At 71.9% G+C, this 16,561-nt stretch carries 18 protein-coding genes; 13 read left to right on the top strand and 5 right to left on the bottom strand.

Going from position 1 to position 16,561, the window contains the following annotated elements:
- Positions 1–11 precede the first annotated feature (11 nt).
- The 4 genes from ACFV46_RS10900 to ACFV46_RS10885 all read left to right on the top strand — a co-directional run bounded on the left by ACFV46_RS10900 (position 12) and on the right by ACFV46_RS10885 (position 4,119).
- Positions 12–1,019: an ABC transporter permease gene (locus ACFV46_RS10900; protein WP_361933731.1), complete on the top strand. Its 1,008-nt coding sequence runs from the start codon at positions 12–14 to the stop codon at positions 1,017–1,019.
- Positions 1,016–2,113, top strand: coding sequence for an ABC transporter ATP-binding protein (locus ACFV46_RS10895; protein ID WP_361933734.1), 1,098 nt, complete (start codon positions 1,016–1,018; stop codon positions 2,111–2,113). Before ACFV46_RS10900 ends, ACFV46_RS10895 begins: the two co-directional genes overlap by 4 nt.
- The gene (locus ACFV46_RS10890; protein WP_385497784.1) at positions 2,110–3,399 is read left to right on the top strand and encodes an ABC transporter ATP-binding protein; all 1,290 of its coding nucleotides are present in this window, start codon (positions 2,110–2,112) and stop codon (positions 3,397–3,399) included. The genes ACFV46_RS10895 and ACFV46_RS10890 overlap by 4 nt, the downstream gene beginning before the upstream one ends.
- A 63-nt stretch (positions 3,400–3,462) precedes the next feature.
- Complete coding sequence (locus tag ACFV46_RS10885) at positions 3,463–4,119, top strand: trimeric intracellular cation channel family protein (protein ID WP_361933739.1); 657 nt, start codon at positions 3,463–3,465, stop codon at positions 4,117–4,119.
- Here the strand turns inward: ACFV46_RS10885 and ACFV46_RS10880 are convergent.
- The gene (locus tag ACFV46_RS10880) at positions 4,028–5,254 is read right to left on the bottom strand and encodes an alpha/beta hydrolase (RefSeq protein WP_385497783.1); all 1,227 of its coding nucleotides are present in this window, start codon (positions 5,252–5,254) and stop codon (positions 4,028–4,030) included. The two genes, ACFV46_RS10885 and ACFV46_RS10880, sit on opposite strands and share 92 nt — an antisense overlap.
- Positions 5,255–5,352: 98 nt before the next feature.
- Here ACFV46_RS10880 and ACFV46_RS10875 point away from each other — a divergent pair, with 98 nt between their 5' ends.
- The gene (locus ACFV46_RS10875) at positions 5,353–6,216 is read left to right on the top strand and encodes a thioesterase family protein (protein ID WP_385497781.1); all 864 of its coding nucleotides are present in this window, start codon (positions 5,353–5,355) and stop codon (positions 6,214–6,216) included.
- A gap of 72 nt (positions 6,217–6,288) precedes the next feature.
- Here ACFV46_RS10875 and ACFV46_RS10870 read toward each other — a convergent pair whose 3' ends face one another.
- Complete coding sequence (locus ACFV46_RS10870; protein ID WP_361933746.1) at positions 6,289–6,915, bottom strand: TetR family transcriptional regulator; 627 nt, start codon at positions 6,913–6,915, stop codon at positions 6,289–6,291.
- A 136-nt stretch (positions 6,916–7,051) separates the two neighbouring features.
- On the opposite strand from ACFV46_RS10870, the gene ACFV46_RS10865 reads away from it, so the two are divergent.
- The 3 genes from ACFV46_RS10865 (at position 7,052) to ACFV46_RS10855 (ending at position 8,780) form a co-directional block, all read left to right on the top strand.
- Positions 7,052–7,204 (top strand): hypothetical protein, encoded by a 153-nt coding sequence (locus tag ACFV46_RS10865; protein ID WP_361933749.1) that lies wholly within the window; start codon positions 7,052–7,054, stop codon positions 7,202–7,204.
- A gap of 73 nt (positions 7,205–7,277) precedes the next feature.
- Entirely contained in the window at positions 7,278–7,556 is a 279-nt protein-coding gene (locus ACFV46_RS10860) for a DUF4190 domain-containing protein (protein ID WP_376727436.1), read from the top strand.
- A gap of 54 nt (positions 7,557–7,610) precedes the next feature.
- Complete coding sequence (locus tag ACFV46_RS10855; RefSeq protein ID WP_376727435.1) at positions 7,611–8,780, top strand: cysteine desulfurase family protein; 1,170 nt, start codon at positions 7,611–7,613, stop codon at positions 8,778–8,780.
- A 10-nt stretch (positions 8,781–8,790) separates the two neighbouring features.
- Here the strand turns inward: ACFV46_RS10855 and ACFV46_RS10850 are convergent, their stop codons facing one another.
- Positions 8,791–9,456, bottom strand: coding sequence for a peptidoglycan recognition family protein (locus tag ACFV46_RS10850; protein ID WP_361933754.1), 666 nt, complete (start codon positions 9,454–9,456; stop codon positions 8,791–8,793).
- A 60-nt stretch (positions 9,457–9,516) separates the two neighbouring features.
- On the opposite strand from ACFV46_RS10850, the gene mnmA reads away from it, so the two are divergent.
- On the top strand, positions 9,517–10,653 hold the full coding sequence (gene mnmA, locus ACFV46_RS10845; protein ID WP_385497780.1) for a tRNA 2-thiouridine(34) synthase MnmA: 1,137 nt from the start codon (positions 9,517–9,519) through the stop codon (positions 10,651–10,653).
- A 46-nt stretch (positions 10,654–10,699) separates the two neighbouring features.
- Here mnmA and ACFV46_RS10840 read toward each other — a convergent pair whose 3' ends face one another.
- Positions 10,700–11,479 (bottom strand): alpha/beta fold hydrolase, encoded by a 780-nt coding sequence (locus ACFV46_RS10840; RefSeq protein ID WP_385497779.1) that lies wholly within the window; start codon positions 11,477–11,479, stop codon positions 10,700–10,702.
- 37 nt (positions 11,480–11,516) lie between these two features.
- Positions 11,517–11,840 (bottom strand): DUF427 domain-containing protein, encoded by a 324-nt coding sequence (locus ACFV46_RS10835; RefSeq protein ID WP_385497778.1) that lies wholly within the window; start codon positions 11,838–11,840, stop codon positions 11,517–11,519.
- Positions 11,841–11,890: 50 nt separating this feature from the next.
- On the opposite strand from ACFV46_RS10835, the gene ACFV46_RS10830 reads away from it, so the two are divergent.
- The 4 genes from ACFV46_RS10830 to ligA are packed head-to-tail and all read left to right on the top strand — an operon-like array spanning position 11,891 to position 16,403.
- Positions 11,891–12,430 (top strand): TIGR00730 family Rossman fold protein, encoded by a 540-nt coding sequence (locus ACFV46_RS10830; protein WP_361933764.1) that lies wholly within the window; start codon positions 11,891–11,893, stop codon positions 12,428–12,430.
- Between the two features lie 17 nt (positions 12,431–12,447).
- Positions 12,448–13,146: an SDR family oxidoreductase gene (locus tag ACFV46_RS10825; RefSeq protein WP_385497777.1), complete on the top strand. Its 699-nt coding sequence runs from the start codon at positions 12,448–12,450 to the stop codon at positions 13,144–13,146.
- 39 nt (positions 13,147–13,185) lie between these two features.
- Positions 13,186–14,193 (top strand): methionine synthase, encoded by a 1,008-nt coding sequence (locus ACFV46_RS10820; RefSeq protein ID WP_361933768.1) that lies wholly within the window; start codon positions 13,186–13,188, stop codon positions 14,191–14,193.
- A gap of 14 nt (positions 14,194–14,207) precedes the next feature.
- Positions 14,208–16,403 carry an NAD-dependent DNA ligase LigA gene (gene ligA / locus ACFV46_RS10815; protein ID WP_385497776.1) on the top strand — a complete coding sequence of 732 codons (2,196 nt, stop codon included), beginning with the start codon at positions 14,208–14,210 and terminating at the stop codon, positions 16,401–16,403.
- Positions 16,404–16,561: the final 158 nt, after the last annotated feature.

Here is a 16,561-nt window from a genome sequence, read left to right as displayed (position 1 = left end):
CGCCGATCCCCGTGATCTCGTACATCCTCCGCCGGACGCTCGCGGCAGTGATCCTGCTGCTGGTCGTCACCGCGGTCACCTTCGCGATCTTCTTCCTGCTGCCCAGGCTCGCCGGCCAGACGGCCGACCAGCTGGCGCAGCAGTACATCGGGAAGAGCCCCACCCAGGCCGACATCGAGGCGGTCAAGCAGAACCTCGGTCTCGACCAGCCCGTGTACATCCAGTACTGGGACTTCATCAAGGGGATCGTCTCCGGCGCCACCTACGACCTCGGCCCCACCACGGCGCACTGCAGCGCGCCCTGCTTCGGCTACTCCTTCAAGACGCACGTCGAGGTCTGGCCGCAGCTCACCGACCGGCTGCCCGTGACGGTCTCCCTGGCCGCCGGTGCCGCCGTGCTGTGGCTGGTGGGCGGTGTCACGGCCGGTGTGATCTCCGCGCTGAAGCCGCGGTCGTTCGCCGACCGGACGTTCATGGGCATCGCCCTCGCGGGTGTCTCGCTGCCCATGTTCTTCACCGGCCAGCTCGCGCTGTTCCTCTTCACCTTCCAGTGGCCGATCTTCGGCCGCGAGTACGTCCCGTTCACCGAGAACCCCTCGCAGTGGGCCAACACGCTCTTCCCGGCGTGGTGTTCGCTCGCCCTGCTGTACTCGGCCATCTACGCCCGGCTCACCCGCTCGGGCATGCTGGAGACGATGAACGAGGACTTCATCCGCAGCGCCCGCGCCAAGGGCCTGCGGGAGCGGAAGGTCGTGGTCCGGCACGGTCTGCGGGCCGCGCTGACGCCGATCATCACCGTGTTCGGCATGGACCTCGGACTCCTGCTCGGCGGTGCCGTCATCACCGAGACGGTGTTCTCCCTGCACGGCATCGGCGAGTACGCGGTGCAGTCCATCCGGGACAACGACCTGCCGCCGATCCTCGGCGTCACGCTCCTGGCCGCCTTCTTCGTCGTACTCGCCAACTTCCTGGTGGACCTGTTGTACGCCGCCGCCGACCCGCGGGTGAGGATCTCGTGACCGAACTCTCCAAGACCGGTGCCGCAGTGGGGGAGCCCGTGAAGGGCGACTCCGACGCGTCCACGGCGTTCCTCGATGTCCGTGACCTCAAGGTGCACTTCCCGACCGACGACGGTCTGGTCAAGTCCGTCGACGGGCTGAGCTTCTCGCTGGAGAAGGGCAAGACCCTCTGCATCGTGGGCGAGTCCGGCTCCGGCAAGTCGGTCACCTCGCTCGCGGTCATGGGCCTGCACCGGCTCGGCGCACGCGGCAAGAACGTGCAGATGTCCGGCGAGATCTGGCTGGGCGGCAAGGAGCTCATCTCCGCCGACCCGGACGAGGTGCGCCGGCTGCGCGGCCGCGAGATGGCGATGATCTTCCAGGACCCGCTGTCCGCGATGCACCCGTACTACACGATCGGCAGCCAGATCGTGGAGGCGTACCGGGTCCACCACGACGTCAACAAGAAGACCGCGCGCAAGCGGGCCATCGAGATGCTCGACCGGGTCGGCATCCCCGAGCCCGGCAAGCGCGTCGACAACTACCCGCACGAGTTCTCCGGCGGTATGCGCCAGCGCGCGATGATCGCGATGGCGCTGGTCAACAACCCCGAACTGCTCATCGCGGACGAGCCGACGACCGCCCTGGACGTGACCGTCCAGGCGCAGATCCTGGACCTCATCCGCGACCTGCAGAAGGAGTTCGGCTCCGCGGTCGTCCTCATCACGCACGACCTGGGCGTGGTGGCCGAGATCGCCGACGACGTCCTCGTGATGTACGGCGGCCGGTGCGTGGAGCGGGGCTCCGTCGACGACGTCTTCGAGCGGCCGCAGCACCCCTACACCTGGGGCCTGCTCGGCTCGATGCCGCGCATCGACCGGGAGACCTCCGAGCGGCTCATCCCCGTCAAGGGCCAGCCGCCGAGCCTCATCAACGTCCCGTCGGGTTGCGCCTTCCACCCGCGCTGCCCGTACGCCGACATCCCCAAGGGCGATGTCACCCGTACCGTGCGCCCGGAGCTCCAGCCGGTCGGCAGCGGACACTTCTCCGCCTGCCACCTCTCGGCTGAGGACCGCACGCGGATCTGGACCGAAGAGATTGCGCCGAAGCTGTGAGTGAGACGAAGAAATCGGACGCGGCCGTCCCGGCCCAGGCGCCGGCCCCCGCCGCCGAGCGCGAGGTGCTGCTGAAGGTCGAGGGCCTGCAGAAGCACTTCCCGATCCGCAAGGGCGTCCTCCAGCGTCAGGTCGGCGCGGTCAAGGCCGTCGACGGCATCGACTTCGAGGTGCGCAAGGGCGAGACGCTGGGCGTGGTCGGCGAGTCCGGCTGCGGCAAGTCGACCATGGGCCGGGTCATCACCCGTCTCCAGGACCCGACGGGCGGCTCGATCCACTTCGAGGGCAAGGACATCACGCGGCTGAACACGGCCGGGATGCGCCCGCTGCGGCGGGACATCCAGATGATCTTCCAGGACCCCTACGGCTCCCTGAACCCGCGGCACACCATCGGCTCGATCGTCTCGGCGCCCTTCCGGCTCCAGGGCGTCCAGCCCGAGGGCGGGGTGAAGAAGGAGGTCCAGCGGCTCCTGGAGCTGGTGGGCCTGAGCCCCGAGCACTACAACCGCTACCCGCACGAGTTCTCCGGCGGCCAGCGCCAGCGCATCGGCATCGCCCGGGCGCTCGCGCTGAAGCCGAAGCTGGTCGTGGCGGACGAGCCGGTCTCCGCCCTGGACGTCTCCATCCAGGCGCAGGTCGTCAACCTCATGGACGACCTCCAGGAGGAGCTCGGCCTGACCTACGTGATCATCGCGCACGACCTCTCGGTCGTCCGGCACGTGTCGGACCGCATCGCGGTGATGTACCTCGGCAAGATCGTCGAGCTCGCCGACCGCACCTCGCTGTACGAGGCGCCGATGCACCCGTACACCAAGGCCCTGATGTCGGCCGTGCCGGTGCCGGACCCGAAGCGCCGGGGCGCCAAGAGCGAGCGCATCCTGCTCCGCGGGGACGTGCCCTCGCCGATCGCCCCGCCGCCCGGCTGCCGCTTCCACACCCGGTGCTGGAAGGCGACCGAGGTCTGCCGGACGGTGGAGCCGCCGCTGCTGGAGCTGCGGCCCGGCCAGCGCGTGGCGTGCCACCACCCGGAGAACTTCGAGGACCAGCAGCCGCAGGACACGGTGCTGCTCACCGCCGCCAAGGAGGCCGCCGAGCTGGTGGCCGACGAGGTGCTCGCCGAGTCGGCGCAGACGTCGGCCGCGGTGGCCGCGGAGGTCGCGCCGGCGGCGGAGAAGACCGCCGAGCCCGCTGCCGAGGCCGATGAGGCCGATGAGGCGGACGGGACCGACGGCGAGCCCGCCGCGGAGGACTCCGCCAAAGCTCCCGCCGAGGGTGACGACAAGTAGCCACGCAGCGGCCCCCGCCTTCTTTTGTAAGGCGGGGGCCGTTTGCTGCGTAAGAATGTACGGGTGCTCCAGCAACTTTTCACTCCGTCCGTCCAGCACACGCTCGACCTGATCGGAATCTTCGTGTTCGCGATCTCGGGCGCCCTGCTCGCGGTCCGCAAGAACTTCGACGTCTTCGGCATAGCCGTCCTCGCCGAGGTCACGGCCCTGGGCGGCGGACTGTTCCGGGACGTGGTCATCGGTGCCGTGCCGCCGGCCGCGTTCACGGACCTGGGGTACTTCCTCACCCCGCTGCTCGCCGCGCTCCTGGTGTTCTTCCTCCACCCGCATGTGGAGCGCATCCAGACCGGTGTGAACGTCTTCGACGCGGCGGGCCTCGGCCTGTTCTGCGTCGCCGGGACGGCGAAGGCGTACGACTACGGGCTGAACCTCACCGCCTCCGTCGCGCTGGGTCTCGCGACCGCCGTCGGCGGCGGTGTGCTGCGCGACGTGCTGGCCAACGAGGTGCCGTCGCTGCTGCGCTGGGACCGCGACCTGTACGCCGTCCCCGCGATCGTCGGCGCTTCGCTGACCGTGCTGTGCATCCACTACGACGCCCTGACCCCGGTCACCGGCACGGCCGCGGCGGTCACGGCCTTCGTGCTGCGGCTGCTCGCCATGCGGTTCCACTGGCGGGCTCCCCGTGCGTGGAACCGGCGCTCGACCGTGCGGGAGGAGTAGCGCGGGGCGCGTCCCGCGGCGCCATCACCTCGCTCAGCCACCGGAAGGCCGGCACGACCTGCGGCTTCCACAACGCCATGGTGTGGCCTCCGGCGCTCGGCGGGACGAACACCACGTCCACGCGCGTGGGCGGCCGGGCGACGCGGTCGAGGGCCTGCGCTGCCTCGTACCCGTCGCCCGGCTGCCCGGACAGGTACAGCGCGACGGGCGGCGGGGCGGGGGAGCGCGTCAGCAGCGTGTACGGGTCGTTGGCGGCCCGCAGCGCGGGGGTGCGGGCCGCGAGCGAGCCGGCCTCGGCGGCGGGGTCGTTGTACCCGGACAGGCCGACGGCGGCGCGGTAGCGGTCGGGGTGGGCCACGGCCAGCTTGACCGCGCAGTGGCCGCCCGCCGAGTAGCCGGCCACGGCCCAGCCCTCGGGCGCCGCCCGCGCCCGGAAGTTGTCGGTGACCATCTTCGGCACGTCCACGCTCAGCCAGGTGTCGGCGTTCACCCGCCCCGCGATGTTGGCGCACCCGGTGTCCACGCCCGGCAGCAGGTTGGTGCGCGGCGAGACGAGGATGAACGGCTCGATCCGCCCCGCGCGCATCAGCGGCGCCAGCTGCTCGGTGGCGTCCATCGACCCGAACCAGGCCTTGGAGGAGCCCGGATAGCCGGGCAGCAGCTCGACGACCGGGAACCGGTGCGCGCGGTAGGCGGGGTCGTCGTACTGGGGCGGCAGCCAGACGTTGACCTCGGCGTGGACCCCCGACACCCGGCCCTCCAGCCGGGTGACGAGCACCCCGCCCTCGGCGCGCATGCCGGGCCCCCTGCCCCGCTCGAAGGTCTGGCGGACCCGGGGCAGGGTCTCCAGGGCTATCCCGCCGGTGCCGCTCGCCCCGAGGTCGACGGCCTCGCGGACATGGTCGCCGGTCCCGAGGACGTCGTCCCAGTTGTCGTAGAGCTGGTTGGAGTTGTTGACCAGCGTGAAGACCAGGGCGACCGCCGTGGCCTGGGCGAACAGCAGCATGGCCAGCCGGGCCGCGACGCGGGCGAACCGGGGTCCGGGCACCCGTGACCAGAGGGCCAGCGGCAGGGCGACGGCGGCGGCGCACAGCACGGCGAGCGTGGCGAGGAACGGGGTCCCGGTGAGACTCATGTCCTCATAGAGGGGCGAAGCGGGCCCTCGGGTTCACCCCCGAGACCGCGCCGAACGAAAAGCTACCGCTTAGTAGTTAGTTGTTGTACCGTTCAGCCATGCCAGAAGCAGCCTCCGCCACCACGGCCCAGCGGGCCACGATCGGCGACAGCGAGTTCGACCGCGACACCGCGCTCACGTGGCGCGAGCCCGGCGTGTACGACATCGACCTCTCCGCCGGCTGGACCATCATCAGCGCCGTCAACGGCGGTTATCTGCTGGCCGTCCTCGGTCGCGCCCTCGCGGACGCCCTGCCGCACAGCGACCCGTTCACGATCTCCGCGCACTACCTGACCGCGTCCCAGCCGGGCCCCGCGGTCGTGCGCACGGACGTCGTCCGCACCGGCCGCACCCTCTCCACCGGCCAGGCCTCCCTCTTCCAGTACGACGACGAGGGCCACGAGGTCGAGCGCATCCGCGTCCTCGCCTCCTACGGCGACCTCGACGCCCTCCCCGACGACGTCCGCACGACGGCCGTGCCGCCGGCGATCCCGCCCATCGACCACTGCTTCGGCGCCGACGACGGCCCCGCCCCGGTCTCCGGCAGCTCCGCCATCACCGAGCGGCTGATGCTCAAGCTCGACCCCGCCACCGTCGGCTGGGCGATCGGCCGGCCGTCCGGCAAGGGCGAGATGCGGGCCTGGTTCGGGCTGGCCGACGGCCGCGACGCCGACCCGCTCTCGCTGCTGCTCGCCGTGGACGCCCTGCCGCCCACCGCGTTCGAGATCGGCATCTCCGGCTGGGTCCCGACCGTCGAGCTGACGGTCCATGTGCGCCACCGCCCCGCCCCCGGCCCGCTGCGGGTCTCCATCACCACCCGCAACCTCGCGGGCGGCTTCCTGGAGGAGGACGCGGAGGTCTGGGACAGCGAGGACCGGCTCGTGGCGCAGTCCCGGCAGCTGGCGCGCGTGCGGCTCGCCTGAGGCCCGTCCACGGACGACAGGGGCGGCACCCCCGGTGAACGGGGGTGCCGCCCCTGGGCGTGCGCGGACCGCTCAGTCCAGCCAGTGCTCCCGGCCGAGGGTGATCAGCCGCATCCGCCGGATCGCGTCCTCGGCGACCTGGCGGCGGGCGCCCTCGGGGCCCTCCAGGGCCTCCAGGAACAGGGAGGCCGTCACCAGCATCTGATCGACGTACAGATGCGCGAGCATGCGCAGGTCGTCCTCCTGCCAGCCCTCCGAGACCGGGTCCTGGGCCAGCGCGGTCTTCACCTCCTCGCCGAACAGGGCGAGCTGGTCCTGTATCGCCGTGCGTACCGGCTGCACCCCGCCGTGCCGCTCCCGCGCGATGAAGCGCACATGGGCCGGATGGGTCTCCACATGACCCGCGATCAGCTCGACCGCCCGCTCGATGCGCCTCTCGCTCTCGCCGTCGGGGGCGACGATGGTGCGGATCATCGGGTGCAGGCTGCCGAGGGCCTCCTCCACCAGGGCGACGCCCAGGTCGGCGGTGGAGCGGAAGTGCCGGTAGAAGGCGGTCGGCGCGACGCCCACGGCCCGGGTGACCTCGCGCAGACCCAGGCTGCTCAGGCTCTGGTCCTCCAGCAGGGTCAACGCGGCGTCCAGGAGTGCCTGCCGGGTCTTCTGCTTCTGGGCCTGCCGTATGCCGAGGGTGTGACTCATGCCATGCAGTTAACAACTGTTCTCTGGAGTTGGGAAGCCGTGGGGCGGGGTACTCTGAAGTCAGTGAACAAGTGTAACCACAACTGTTCACCGAATTGAGAGAGATCGACACGTGATCTCGGAGGGGGATCCGACCATGTTGTTCCTCGTCGCAGCGCTCCTGCTGCTCGGCGTGGTGCTGGGCGCCGTCGCCCACGCGCCGCTCGCCTTCAGCGCCGTCGCCGCCGTCGTGATCGCCTGCTGGCTGGCCGTCTTCGCCGCCCGCGAGCGCCACGCCCGCCGGCACTGACACGGCCGTCACCGGCCTGGCCGTCACGGCACCGCCGACGGTCCTTTCCGACGACCCACAGGAGCTGACACCCATGCATCTCACCGCACCGGCCGCCGAACGGCCGCGCCCCCGGACCCGCACCCGCGACGCCGACGGCATGGCCGTCGCGTCCTTCATCCTCGGCCTCCTGGGCCTCCTCGTCTTCAACGTCTTCCTCGGCCCGACCGCCGTCGTCCTGGCCGCGGTCTCCCTGTGGCGGGGCACCACCCGCAAGGGCCGCGCCTACCTGGGCATGGGCCTGGGCGTCGCCGACCTGCTGGTCCTGCTGGCCGTCATGCAGATGGACGACACGCTGTCCTGGAGCTTCTGAGCGGCGGCCTCGACCTGAGGCCGCTCACCGGGGCCCCTTAGAATCGTGGCCACCATGGCTTACCTCGACCACGCCGCGACCACCCCGATGCTCCCGGAGGCGGCTGAGGCACTGACCGCCCAGCTGGGCGTCACCGGCAACGCCTCCTCCCTGCACGCATCCGGCCGCCGCGCGCGGCGCACCGTCGAGGAGGCCCGCGAGACCCTCGCGGAAGCGCTCGGCGCCCGCCCCAGCGAGGTGGTGTTCACCTCCGGCGGCACCGAGGCCGACAACCTCGCGGTCAAGGGCCTGTACTGGTCCCGCCGTGACGCCGAACCGGCCCGCACCCGCGTCCTCGCCAGCCCCGTCGAGCACCACGCGGTCCTCGATGCCGTCCACTGGCTCGGCGAGCACGAGGGCGCCACCGTCGAGTACCTGCCCGTCGACACGCACGGCCGGGTCCACCCGGACGCCCTGCGCAAGGCCATCGCCCGCAACCCCGACGACGTCGCCCTGGCCACCGTGATGTGGGCCAACAACGAGATCGGCACCATCATGCCGATCCGTGAACTGGCCGACGCCGCCGCCGAGTTCGGGGTGCCGCTGCACTCCGACGCGGTCCAGGCCTTCGGCCAGGTCCCGGTCGGCTTCGCCGAGTCCGGCCTCGCCGCGATGACGGTCTCCGGCCACAAGATCGGCGGCCCGTACGGCATCGGCGCGCTGCTCCTGGGCCGCGACCGGACCCCCGTGCCCGTGCTGCACGGCGGCGGGCAGGAACGGCACGTCCGCTCCGGCACCCTGGACGTCCCCGCCATCGCCTCCTTCGCGGTCGCCGGACGTCTCGCCGCCGAGCAGCGCGCATGGTTCGCCCGCGAGATCGGCGCCCTGCGCGACTCCCTCGTCGACGCGGTCCGTACGGCCGTCCCGGACGCGATCCTCGGCGGCGACCCCGAGCCGGGCGGGCGTCTGCCGGCCAACGCGCACTTCACCTTCCCCGGCTGCGAGGGTGACTCCCTGCTCCTGCTGCTGGACGCCCAGGGCATCGAGTGCTCCACCGGCTCCGCCTGCACCGCGGGCGTCGCCCAGCCCAGCCACGTCCTGCTGGCCACCGGCACCGACCCGGACCTGGCCCGCGGCACCCTGCGCTTCTCCCTCGGCCACACCTCCACCGAGGCCGATGTGGAGGCCGTCGCCCGGGCGATCGGACCGGCGGTGGAACGGGCCCGCGCGGCCGGTCTCACCTGACGGAGGGCTCCTAGGCGGGCGCGGTCCGGGCCGCCCGCACCAGCTTCATGTACCGGTCCCAGTCCCAGTGCCGGCCGGGGTCCGTGTGGTCCGTGCCCGGCACCTCCACGTGCCCGATGATGTGCTCCCGGTCGACCGGGATGTCGTAGCGCGCGCATATGCGGGCCGTCAGCCGGGCCGACGCCTCGTACATGGCGTCGGTGAGGTCCTCGGGGCGCTCCACGAAGCCCTCGTGCTCGATGCCGACGCTGCGTTCGTTGTAGGAGCGGTTCCCCGCGTGGTACGCCACGTCGAGTTCGCGGATCATCTGCGTGATGTGCCCGTCCTTGCGCACGATGTAGTGCGCGGCCGCCTTGTGCTCCGGGTCCTGGAACACCTTCACCGCGCTCGCGAAACTGCCCTGCGTGACATGGACGACCACCATGTCGATGCCGTAGTCGGCGGGCCGGTCCGCCCGCCGCCAGTTGGCCTCCGAGGCCGCCACCCACCGCGCCCCGGCGTAGTCGACCTCGCCCTCCTTGCGCGGCTTCTCCACGCCCGGCGTCCGCCACCACAGGCGGGACAGCTCGTCACGGGCCAGGACGGCCGAGCCCGCCGCGGCCACCGCCCCGCCGATCAGCACCGCGCGGCGCCCGACCTTCCGGTCACCGTCCTTCGAAGCCTTCCCCTGTCCCATGTGCTCGTCAACGGATACCCGGGGGTCCTGGTTCCCGCGCCCCCGTACCCTGGAGGGGTTATGACTGACACCGCGCAGCCCTCCCGCCCCCTCCGCGTCCTCGCCGCCATGTCCGGCGGGGTCGACTCCGCCGTCGCCGCCGCCCGCGCGGCCGAGGCGGGGCACGACGTGACCGGCGTCCATCTCGCGCTCTCCGCGAACCCGCAGTCGTTCCGTACGGGCGCGCGGGGCTGTTGCACCATCGAGGACTCCCGCGACGCGCGCCGCGCCGCCGACGTCATCGGCATCCCGTTCTACGTCTGGGATCTCGCCGACCGCTTCCGCGAGGACGTCGTCGAGGACTTCGTCGCCGAGTACGAGGCCGGCCGCACCCCCAACCCCTGCCTGCGCTGCAACGAGAAGATCAAGTTCGCGGCGCTGCTCGACAAGGCCCTCGCCCTCGGCTTCGACGCGGTCTGCACCGGCCACTACGCGCAGGTGATCGTGCGCGAGGACGGCACCCGGGAGCTGCACCGCGCCTCCGACATGGCCAAGGACCAGAGCTACGTCCTCGGCGTGCTCGACGACCGGCAGCTCGCCCACGCGATGTTCCCGCTCGGCGACACGGTCACCACCAAGGACGAGATCCGCGCGGAGGCCGAGCGCCGGGGCCTCGCCGTCGCCAAGAAGCCCGACTCGCACGACATCTGCTTCATCGCCGACGGCGACACCCAGGGCTTCCTCGCCAAGCGGCTCGGCAAGGCCGAGGGCGACATCGTCGACGAGTCCGGCGCCAAGGTCGGCAGCCACGAGGGCGCGTACGGCTTCACCATCGGCCAGCGCAAGGGGCTGCGCATCGGCACCCCGGCGCCCGACGGCAAGCCGCGCTACGTCCTCGACATCTCGCCGGTGGACAACACGGTCACCGTCGGCCCGGCGTCCGCCCTCGACGTCTCCGCCCTCACCGCGATCAAGCCCCGCTGGTGCGGCGCCGCCCCGTCCGGCCCCGGCACCTACACCGCCCAGCTGCGCGCCCACGGCGGCGAGACCGAGGTGAGGGCGGAACTCGTCGACGGCTCCCTGGAGGTGTCCTTCACCGAGCCCGTGCGCGGTGTCGCCCCCGGCCAGGCGATCGTGCTGTACGACGGCACGCGCGTGGTGGGCTCGGCGACGATCGCGTCGACGGTCCGGGTGAAGGAGACCACGCCGGCGGGCTGAGGCCCACGCGCGCGAGCGCCCCGCACACGCGCGTGCCCCGCTCCGGTCACTGCCCGAAGAACTCCGCCAGCACCGGCGCCAGCACCTCCGGCTCCACCATGTGGGACTGCCGCTCCAGCACCCGGTACGTCCCCCGCGGGGCCGTGTCCGCGACCGTACGGGCCGCCTCGCGCATCCACTCGGGGCTCGCGCCGCCCGCCAGCGACAGGACCGGGGCCGTGATGGACGCCAGCCGGGCCTCCGGCACCAGTCCGTCGCCCATCACGGCGTCGTCGTAGGCCAGGGTCGGCGCGATCGACTCCATGCCGGGCCACATCGGGGACTGCCGGGCGCCCTGGATGATCCCCTCGCCGAGCCCGGTGAGCCGCAGGAACAGCTCGACCGCGTCCCCGCGCCGGTCCTCGGCCAGCGCGGCCGTCAGCCGCTCGGTGTACTCCGCCCGCTCCTCGGCGCCGCCCTCGTAGACGGCGAACGGCACCTCGTACACGGCGATCCGGGGCACCGGCAGCCCGCTCGCCGCCGCCCGCAGCGCCAGCGCGCCGCCCGACGAGACGCCGTACAGCGCCGCCTCGCCGCCGACCGCGTCGATCAGCGCCGCCAGGTCCTCGACCTCGCGTTCCACCGCGTACGGTCGGGTGTCACCGCTCCCGCCGCGCCCCCGGCGGTCGTAGACGACGGCCGTGCAGCGGTCCGCGAGTGCCTCCGCCAGGGGTGCCACCGTGTCCCCGGTGGACATCGCGCCGCTGACGAGGATCACCGGCGGTCCCTCGCCCCGGCTCGCGTAGGCGAGGGAGGTGCCGTCGGCCGAAATGGTCTTCTTGTCCATGCCTGTGCAGATTGCCGTACGGCAGGGAACTAATCGCCTACGACACCTCGACTTCGTAGAAGCAGAGGTGGTCCTTGATCGCGGCGACGTCCGTCTTCGGGTCCGGGTACGCCCAGACCAGGTCCGCGGTGCCGCCGTGCGACCAGTAGGAGGCCTCGCCCTTGAAGGGGCAGTGGCTGTGGGTGGCCGAGGGGGTCAGCAGATCCAGGCGGACGTCCTCCGGCGGGATGTAGTAGCGCACGGGACAGCCCGTCTCCCGCAGCACCAGCGGCCGGTCGCTCTCCGCCAGCACCTGGCCTTCGTGCACGACCCGTACATGCCGGGTCCCTTGCTCGATCGTGATCGTGTGTCCAAGGGGCATGTCGGGTCAGCGCGCGCGGGCCGCTCGTTCTTCCCGCGTACCGTGGGCCCATGCGTATCTGCGTCTTCCTCTCCGCCGCCGACCTCGACGACCGCTACACCGTCCCCGCGCGCGAGTTCGCGGAACTGCTGGGCAAGGGCGGCCACACACTCGTCTGGGGCGGTTCCGACGTCGGCCTGATGAAGGTCGTCGCCGACGGGGTGCAGGACGCGGGCGGCCGGCTCGTGGGGGTCTCCGTGGAGTTCCTGGCCGCCAAGGCGCGGCCCGGCGTCGACGAGATGGTGATCGCCAAGGACCTCGCCGAGCGCAAGCGGCTGCTGCTGGAGAAGGCCGACGCCGTGGTGATCATGGTCGGCGGCACCGGCACCCTGGACGAGGCGACCGAGATCCTGGAGCTCAAGAAGCACGGCCACACCGAGAAGCCGGTGGTCCTGCTCAACACCGCCGGGTTCTACGACGGCCTGAAGGAGCAGTTCCGGCGCATGGACGACGAGGGCTTCCTGCCCCGCCCGCTCACCGACCTGGTCTTCTTCGCCGAGGAGCCCGTCGGGGCGCTCGCCTACCTGGAGGAGAGCCAGGGCATCGCGTGATCCAGGCCGGTGCGAGCATGGCGGGTATGGCTACACATGTGATCACCGGAGCGGGCTCCGGAATCGGCGCGGCCGTCGCCCGTCGTCTGCACGCGCGCGGGGACGAACTCGTCCTGCACGCGCGCGACGCCGCCCGCGCGAAGGAGCTCGCCGCCCGTTACGAGGGCGCGAGGACCCTGGTCGGCGACCTGGCCGACCCGGACCGGCTGTCCTGGGCCTTCTCCCACCAGTCGCTGCCCGACCGGGTCGACTCCCTGCTGCACATCGCCGGCGTCGTCGACCTGGGCCCGGTCGGCGACCTCACCCCCAAGACCTGGCGCCACCAGCTGAACGTCAACCTGATCGCCCCCGCCGAACTGACCCGGCACTTCCTGCCCCAGCTGCGCGCCGCGCGCGGGCACGTCCTGTTCGTGAACTCCGGCGCCGGTCTCACCGCGCACGCCCAATGGGGGGCCTACGCCGCCTCCAAGCACGGTCTGAAGGCCCTGGCGGACTCCCTGCGGGCCGAGGAGCACGCGGGCGGCGTCCGGGTCACCTCGGTCTACCCGGGCCGCACGGCGAGCCCCATGCAGGCGAAGGTGCACCAGCAGGAGGGCAAGGACTACGACCCCGCGCGCTGGATCGACCCCGAGTCGGTCGCCACGACGATCGTCATGGCCCTGGACCTGCCCCGGGACGCGGAGGTGAACGACCTGACGGTCCGGCCGGGCAGGTGACCGGCGCGACGGCCGCGCCGCGTTGCATAGGCTTTGCGGGTGAGCAACAGCACTGACCACCTGTTCGGCGCGGCCACCGGCGTCGGTTCGCTGCCCGGCGGCGACGCCCGCGAGGCCGCGAAGACCGCCACCGGCTCCTTCGAGGACTTCCCGTTCCTGGCCGAACTGCCCGCCCGCGGCCCCGGCGCCGACATGATCGGGCGGACCGCCGGGATGCTCGTCGAGCTGTACGCGCGCGTGGAGCCCAGCGGGTGGCGGCTCGGCGACCGGCCCGGCCGGGACACCCGGCGGGCCCGGTCCTGGCTGGGCGAGGACCTCGACGCGCTGGAGGAGTTCACCCAGGGCTACGAGGGCCCGCTCAAGGTGCAGGCCGTGGGCCCCTGGACGCTCGCCGCCGCCCTGGAACTGCGCAACGGCGAGGCCGCCCTGTCCGACCCGGGCGCCTGCCGCGACCTCGCCGCCTCGCTCGCCGAGGGCCTGCGCGAGCATCTCGCGGAGGTACGGCGCCGGGTCCCCGGCGCCCGGGTCGTCCTCCAGCTCGACGAGCCCTCCCTGATCGCGGTGCTGCGCGGGCAGGTCAGGACCGCCAGCGGCTACCGCACGCATCGCGCCGTCGACCGGCAGATCGTCGAGGCGACCCTGCGCGACGTCGTCGGGGTGCACGGCGAGGGCCCGGTCGTGGTGCACTCGTGCGCACCTGACGTCCCGTTCGCGCTGCTGCGCCGGGCGGGCGCGGCCGCGGTCTCCTTCGACCTCTCCCTTCTCACGGAGCGTGACGACGACGCGATCGGTGAGGCCGTGGAAGGCGGCACGCGGCTGTTCGCCGGTGTCGTCCCCGGCACGGACGTCCCGTTGTCAGACCCTGCCGGTAGCGTCATGGGTGTCAGGACGTTGTGGCGCAGGCTGGGGCTGTCACCGGGGCTTCTCGCGGAGACGGTCACGATCACGCCGTCGTGCGGACTCGCGGGCGCGTCCCCCGACTACGCGCGCAGGGCACTGGCCCACTGCGTCCAGGCGGCGAGATCCCTCGCGGACAACCCAGAGTAACGGGAGGAAACACGGTGGCCGGCGACAAGCAGGCGGAGACGACGGCGGTGCCCGCCGAGGCCCGCGAAGAGCACGCGCAGCTGGCGGAGCAGGTCGAGGAGCACCGCTTCCGGTACTACGTGAAGGACGCTCCGGTCGTCAGCGACGCCGAGTTCGACACGCTGCTGAAGAGGCTGGAGGCCCTCGAGGAGAAGTATCCGGAGCTGCGTACACCGGACTCGCCGACCCAGAAGGTCGCGGGTTCGTACGAGACGGAGTTCACCGCGGTCGAGCACCGCGAGCGGATGCTGTCGCTCGACAACACCTTCAACGACGAGGAGCTCGCCGCCTGGGTGGACCGTATCGCCCGTGAACTGGGCGACCAGGAGTACCACTTCCTGTGCGAGCTGAAGGTCGACGGACTCGCCGTCAACCTCACCTACGAGAACGGCCGCCTCACCCGAGCGGCCACCCGCGGCGACGGCCGCACGGGCGAGGACATCACGCCGAACGTCCGCACCATCGCGGAGATCCCGGACCGCCTCCACGGCGACGACGTCCCCGAGCTGGTCGAGATCCGCGGCGAGGTCTACTTCCCGATGGAGAAGTTCCTCGAGCTCAACGAACGCCTGGTCGCCGCCGGCGACAAGCCCTTCGCCAACCCGCGCAACGCCGCCGCCGGTTCGCTGCGCCAGAAGGACCCGCGCGTCACCGCGACCCGCCCGCTGCATATGGTCGTCCACGGCATCGGCGCGCTGCGGGGCTTCTCCGGCATGACCCGGCTCTCCCAGGCCTACGACCTGCTGAAGACCTGGGGCCTGCCCACCTCCCCGCACAACCGCGTGGTCGACGGCCTCGAGGGCATCGGGGAGTTCATCGCGTACTACGGCGAGAACCGCCACTCCGTGGAGCACGAGATCGACGGCGTCGTCGTCAAGCTGGACGAGATCCGGCTCCAGGGCCGCCTCGGCTCCACCGCGCGCGCCCCGCGCTGGGCCATCGCGTACAAGTACGCGCCGGAGGAGGTCAACACCAAGCTCATCGACATCAAGGTCGGCGTCGGCCGCACCGGCCGGGTCACCCCCTACGCGCAGGTCGAGCCGGTCACCGTCGCGGGCAGCGAGGTCGAGTTCGCGACCCTCCACAACCAGGAGGTCGTCAAGGCCAAGGGCGTCCTCATCGGGGACACCGTGGTCATCCGCAAGGCCGGGGACGTCATCCCGGAGATCCTCGGCCCGGTGGTCGACCTGCGCGACGGCAGCGAGCGGGAGTTCGTGATGCCGAGCGAGTGCCCCGAGTGCGGCACCCCGCTGCGGCCCATGAAGGAGGGCGACATCGACCTCCGCTGCCCCAACGCCCGTGCCTGCCCCGCCCAGTTGCGGGAGAGGGTCTCCTATCTCGCCGGCCGGGAGTGCCTGGACATCGAACACTTCGGCGCGGTGGCCGCCGCCGCGCTCACCCGCCCGCTGGAGCCGGCCGACCCGCCGCTGGCCGACGAGGGCGACCTGTTCGACCTGACGGTGGAGAAGCTGCTGCCCATCAAGGCGTACGTCCTCGACCCCGACAGCGGTCTGCCCAAGCGCGACCCCAGAACGGGTGAGAAGAAGGTCGTCACGGTCTTCGCCAACCAGAAGGGCGAGCCGAAGAAGAACACCCTCGCCCTGCTGGCGAACATCGAGGCGGCCAAGCAGCGGCCGCTCGCACGGTTCATCAACGGGCTGTCCATCCGGCACGTCGGCCCGGTCGCCGCGCAGGCCCTCGCCCGTGAGTTCCGCTCGATCGACCGCATCGAACAGGCCACGGAGGAGGAGCTCGCCGCGACCGCCGGAGTCGGCCCCATCATCGCCGCCGCGCTCAAGGAGTGGTTCGCCGAGGAGTGGCACCGCGAGATCATCCGCAAGTGGAAGGCGGCCGGCGTCCCGCTCGAGGAGCAGTCCTCCGGGGAGGACGAGGGCCCCCGTCCGCTGGAGGGCCTCACGGTCGTCGTCACCGGCACGCTGGAGAACCACACACGGGACGGCGCCAAGGAGGCCCTGGAGAGCCGCGGCGCGAAGGTGACCGGTTCGGTGTCGAAGAAGACGTCCTTCGTCGTCGTGGGGGACAGCCCGGGCTCCAAGTACGACAAGGCGGTGCAGCTGAAGGTGCCGGTCCTGGACGAGGACGGCTTCGCCGTCCTGTTGGAACAGGGGCCGGAGGCCGCGGCCGAAGTCGCCCTGTCCGCGGAGCAGTAGCGGTTGAACCCGGCCCGATGGGCGCATATCAGATGCATACGGGTGGCTGGGGCGCATTCGGGCAACCGTCGACGACCGCTGCCCGTACACGCCTTCGGCGGCCTACTGTTGAGAGGTGCGCCTGCCGTGCCCAGCTGCGGTCGGGGCATCCCTTCGCT

Source organism: Streptomyces sp. NPDC059852, assembly GCF_042731455.1.
Classification (GTDB): Bacteria; Actinomycetota; Actinomycetes; order Streptomycetales; family Streptomycetaceae; genus Streptomyces.
Note: the sequence above shows the minus strand (reverse complement) of the source record. Positions and strands in the feature narration are given on the sequence as shown.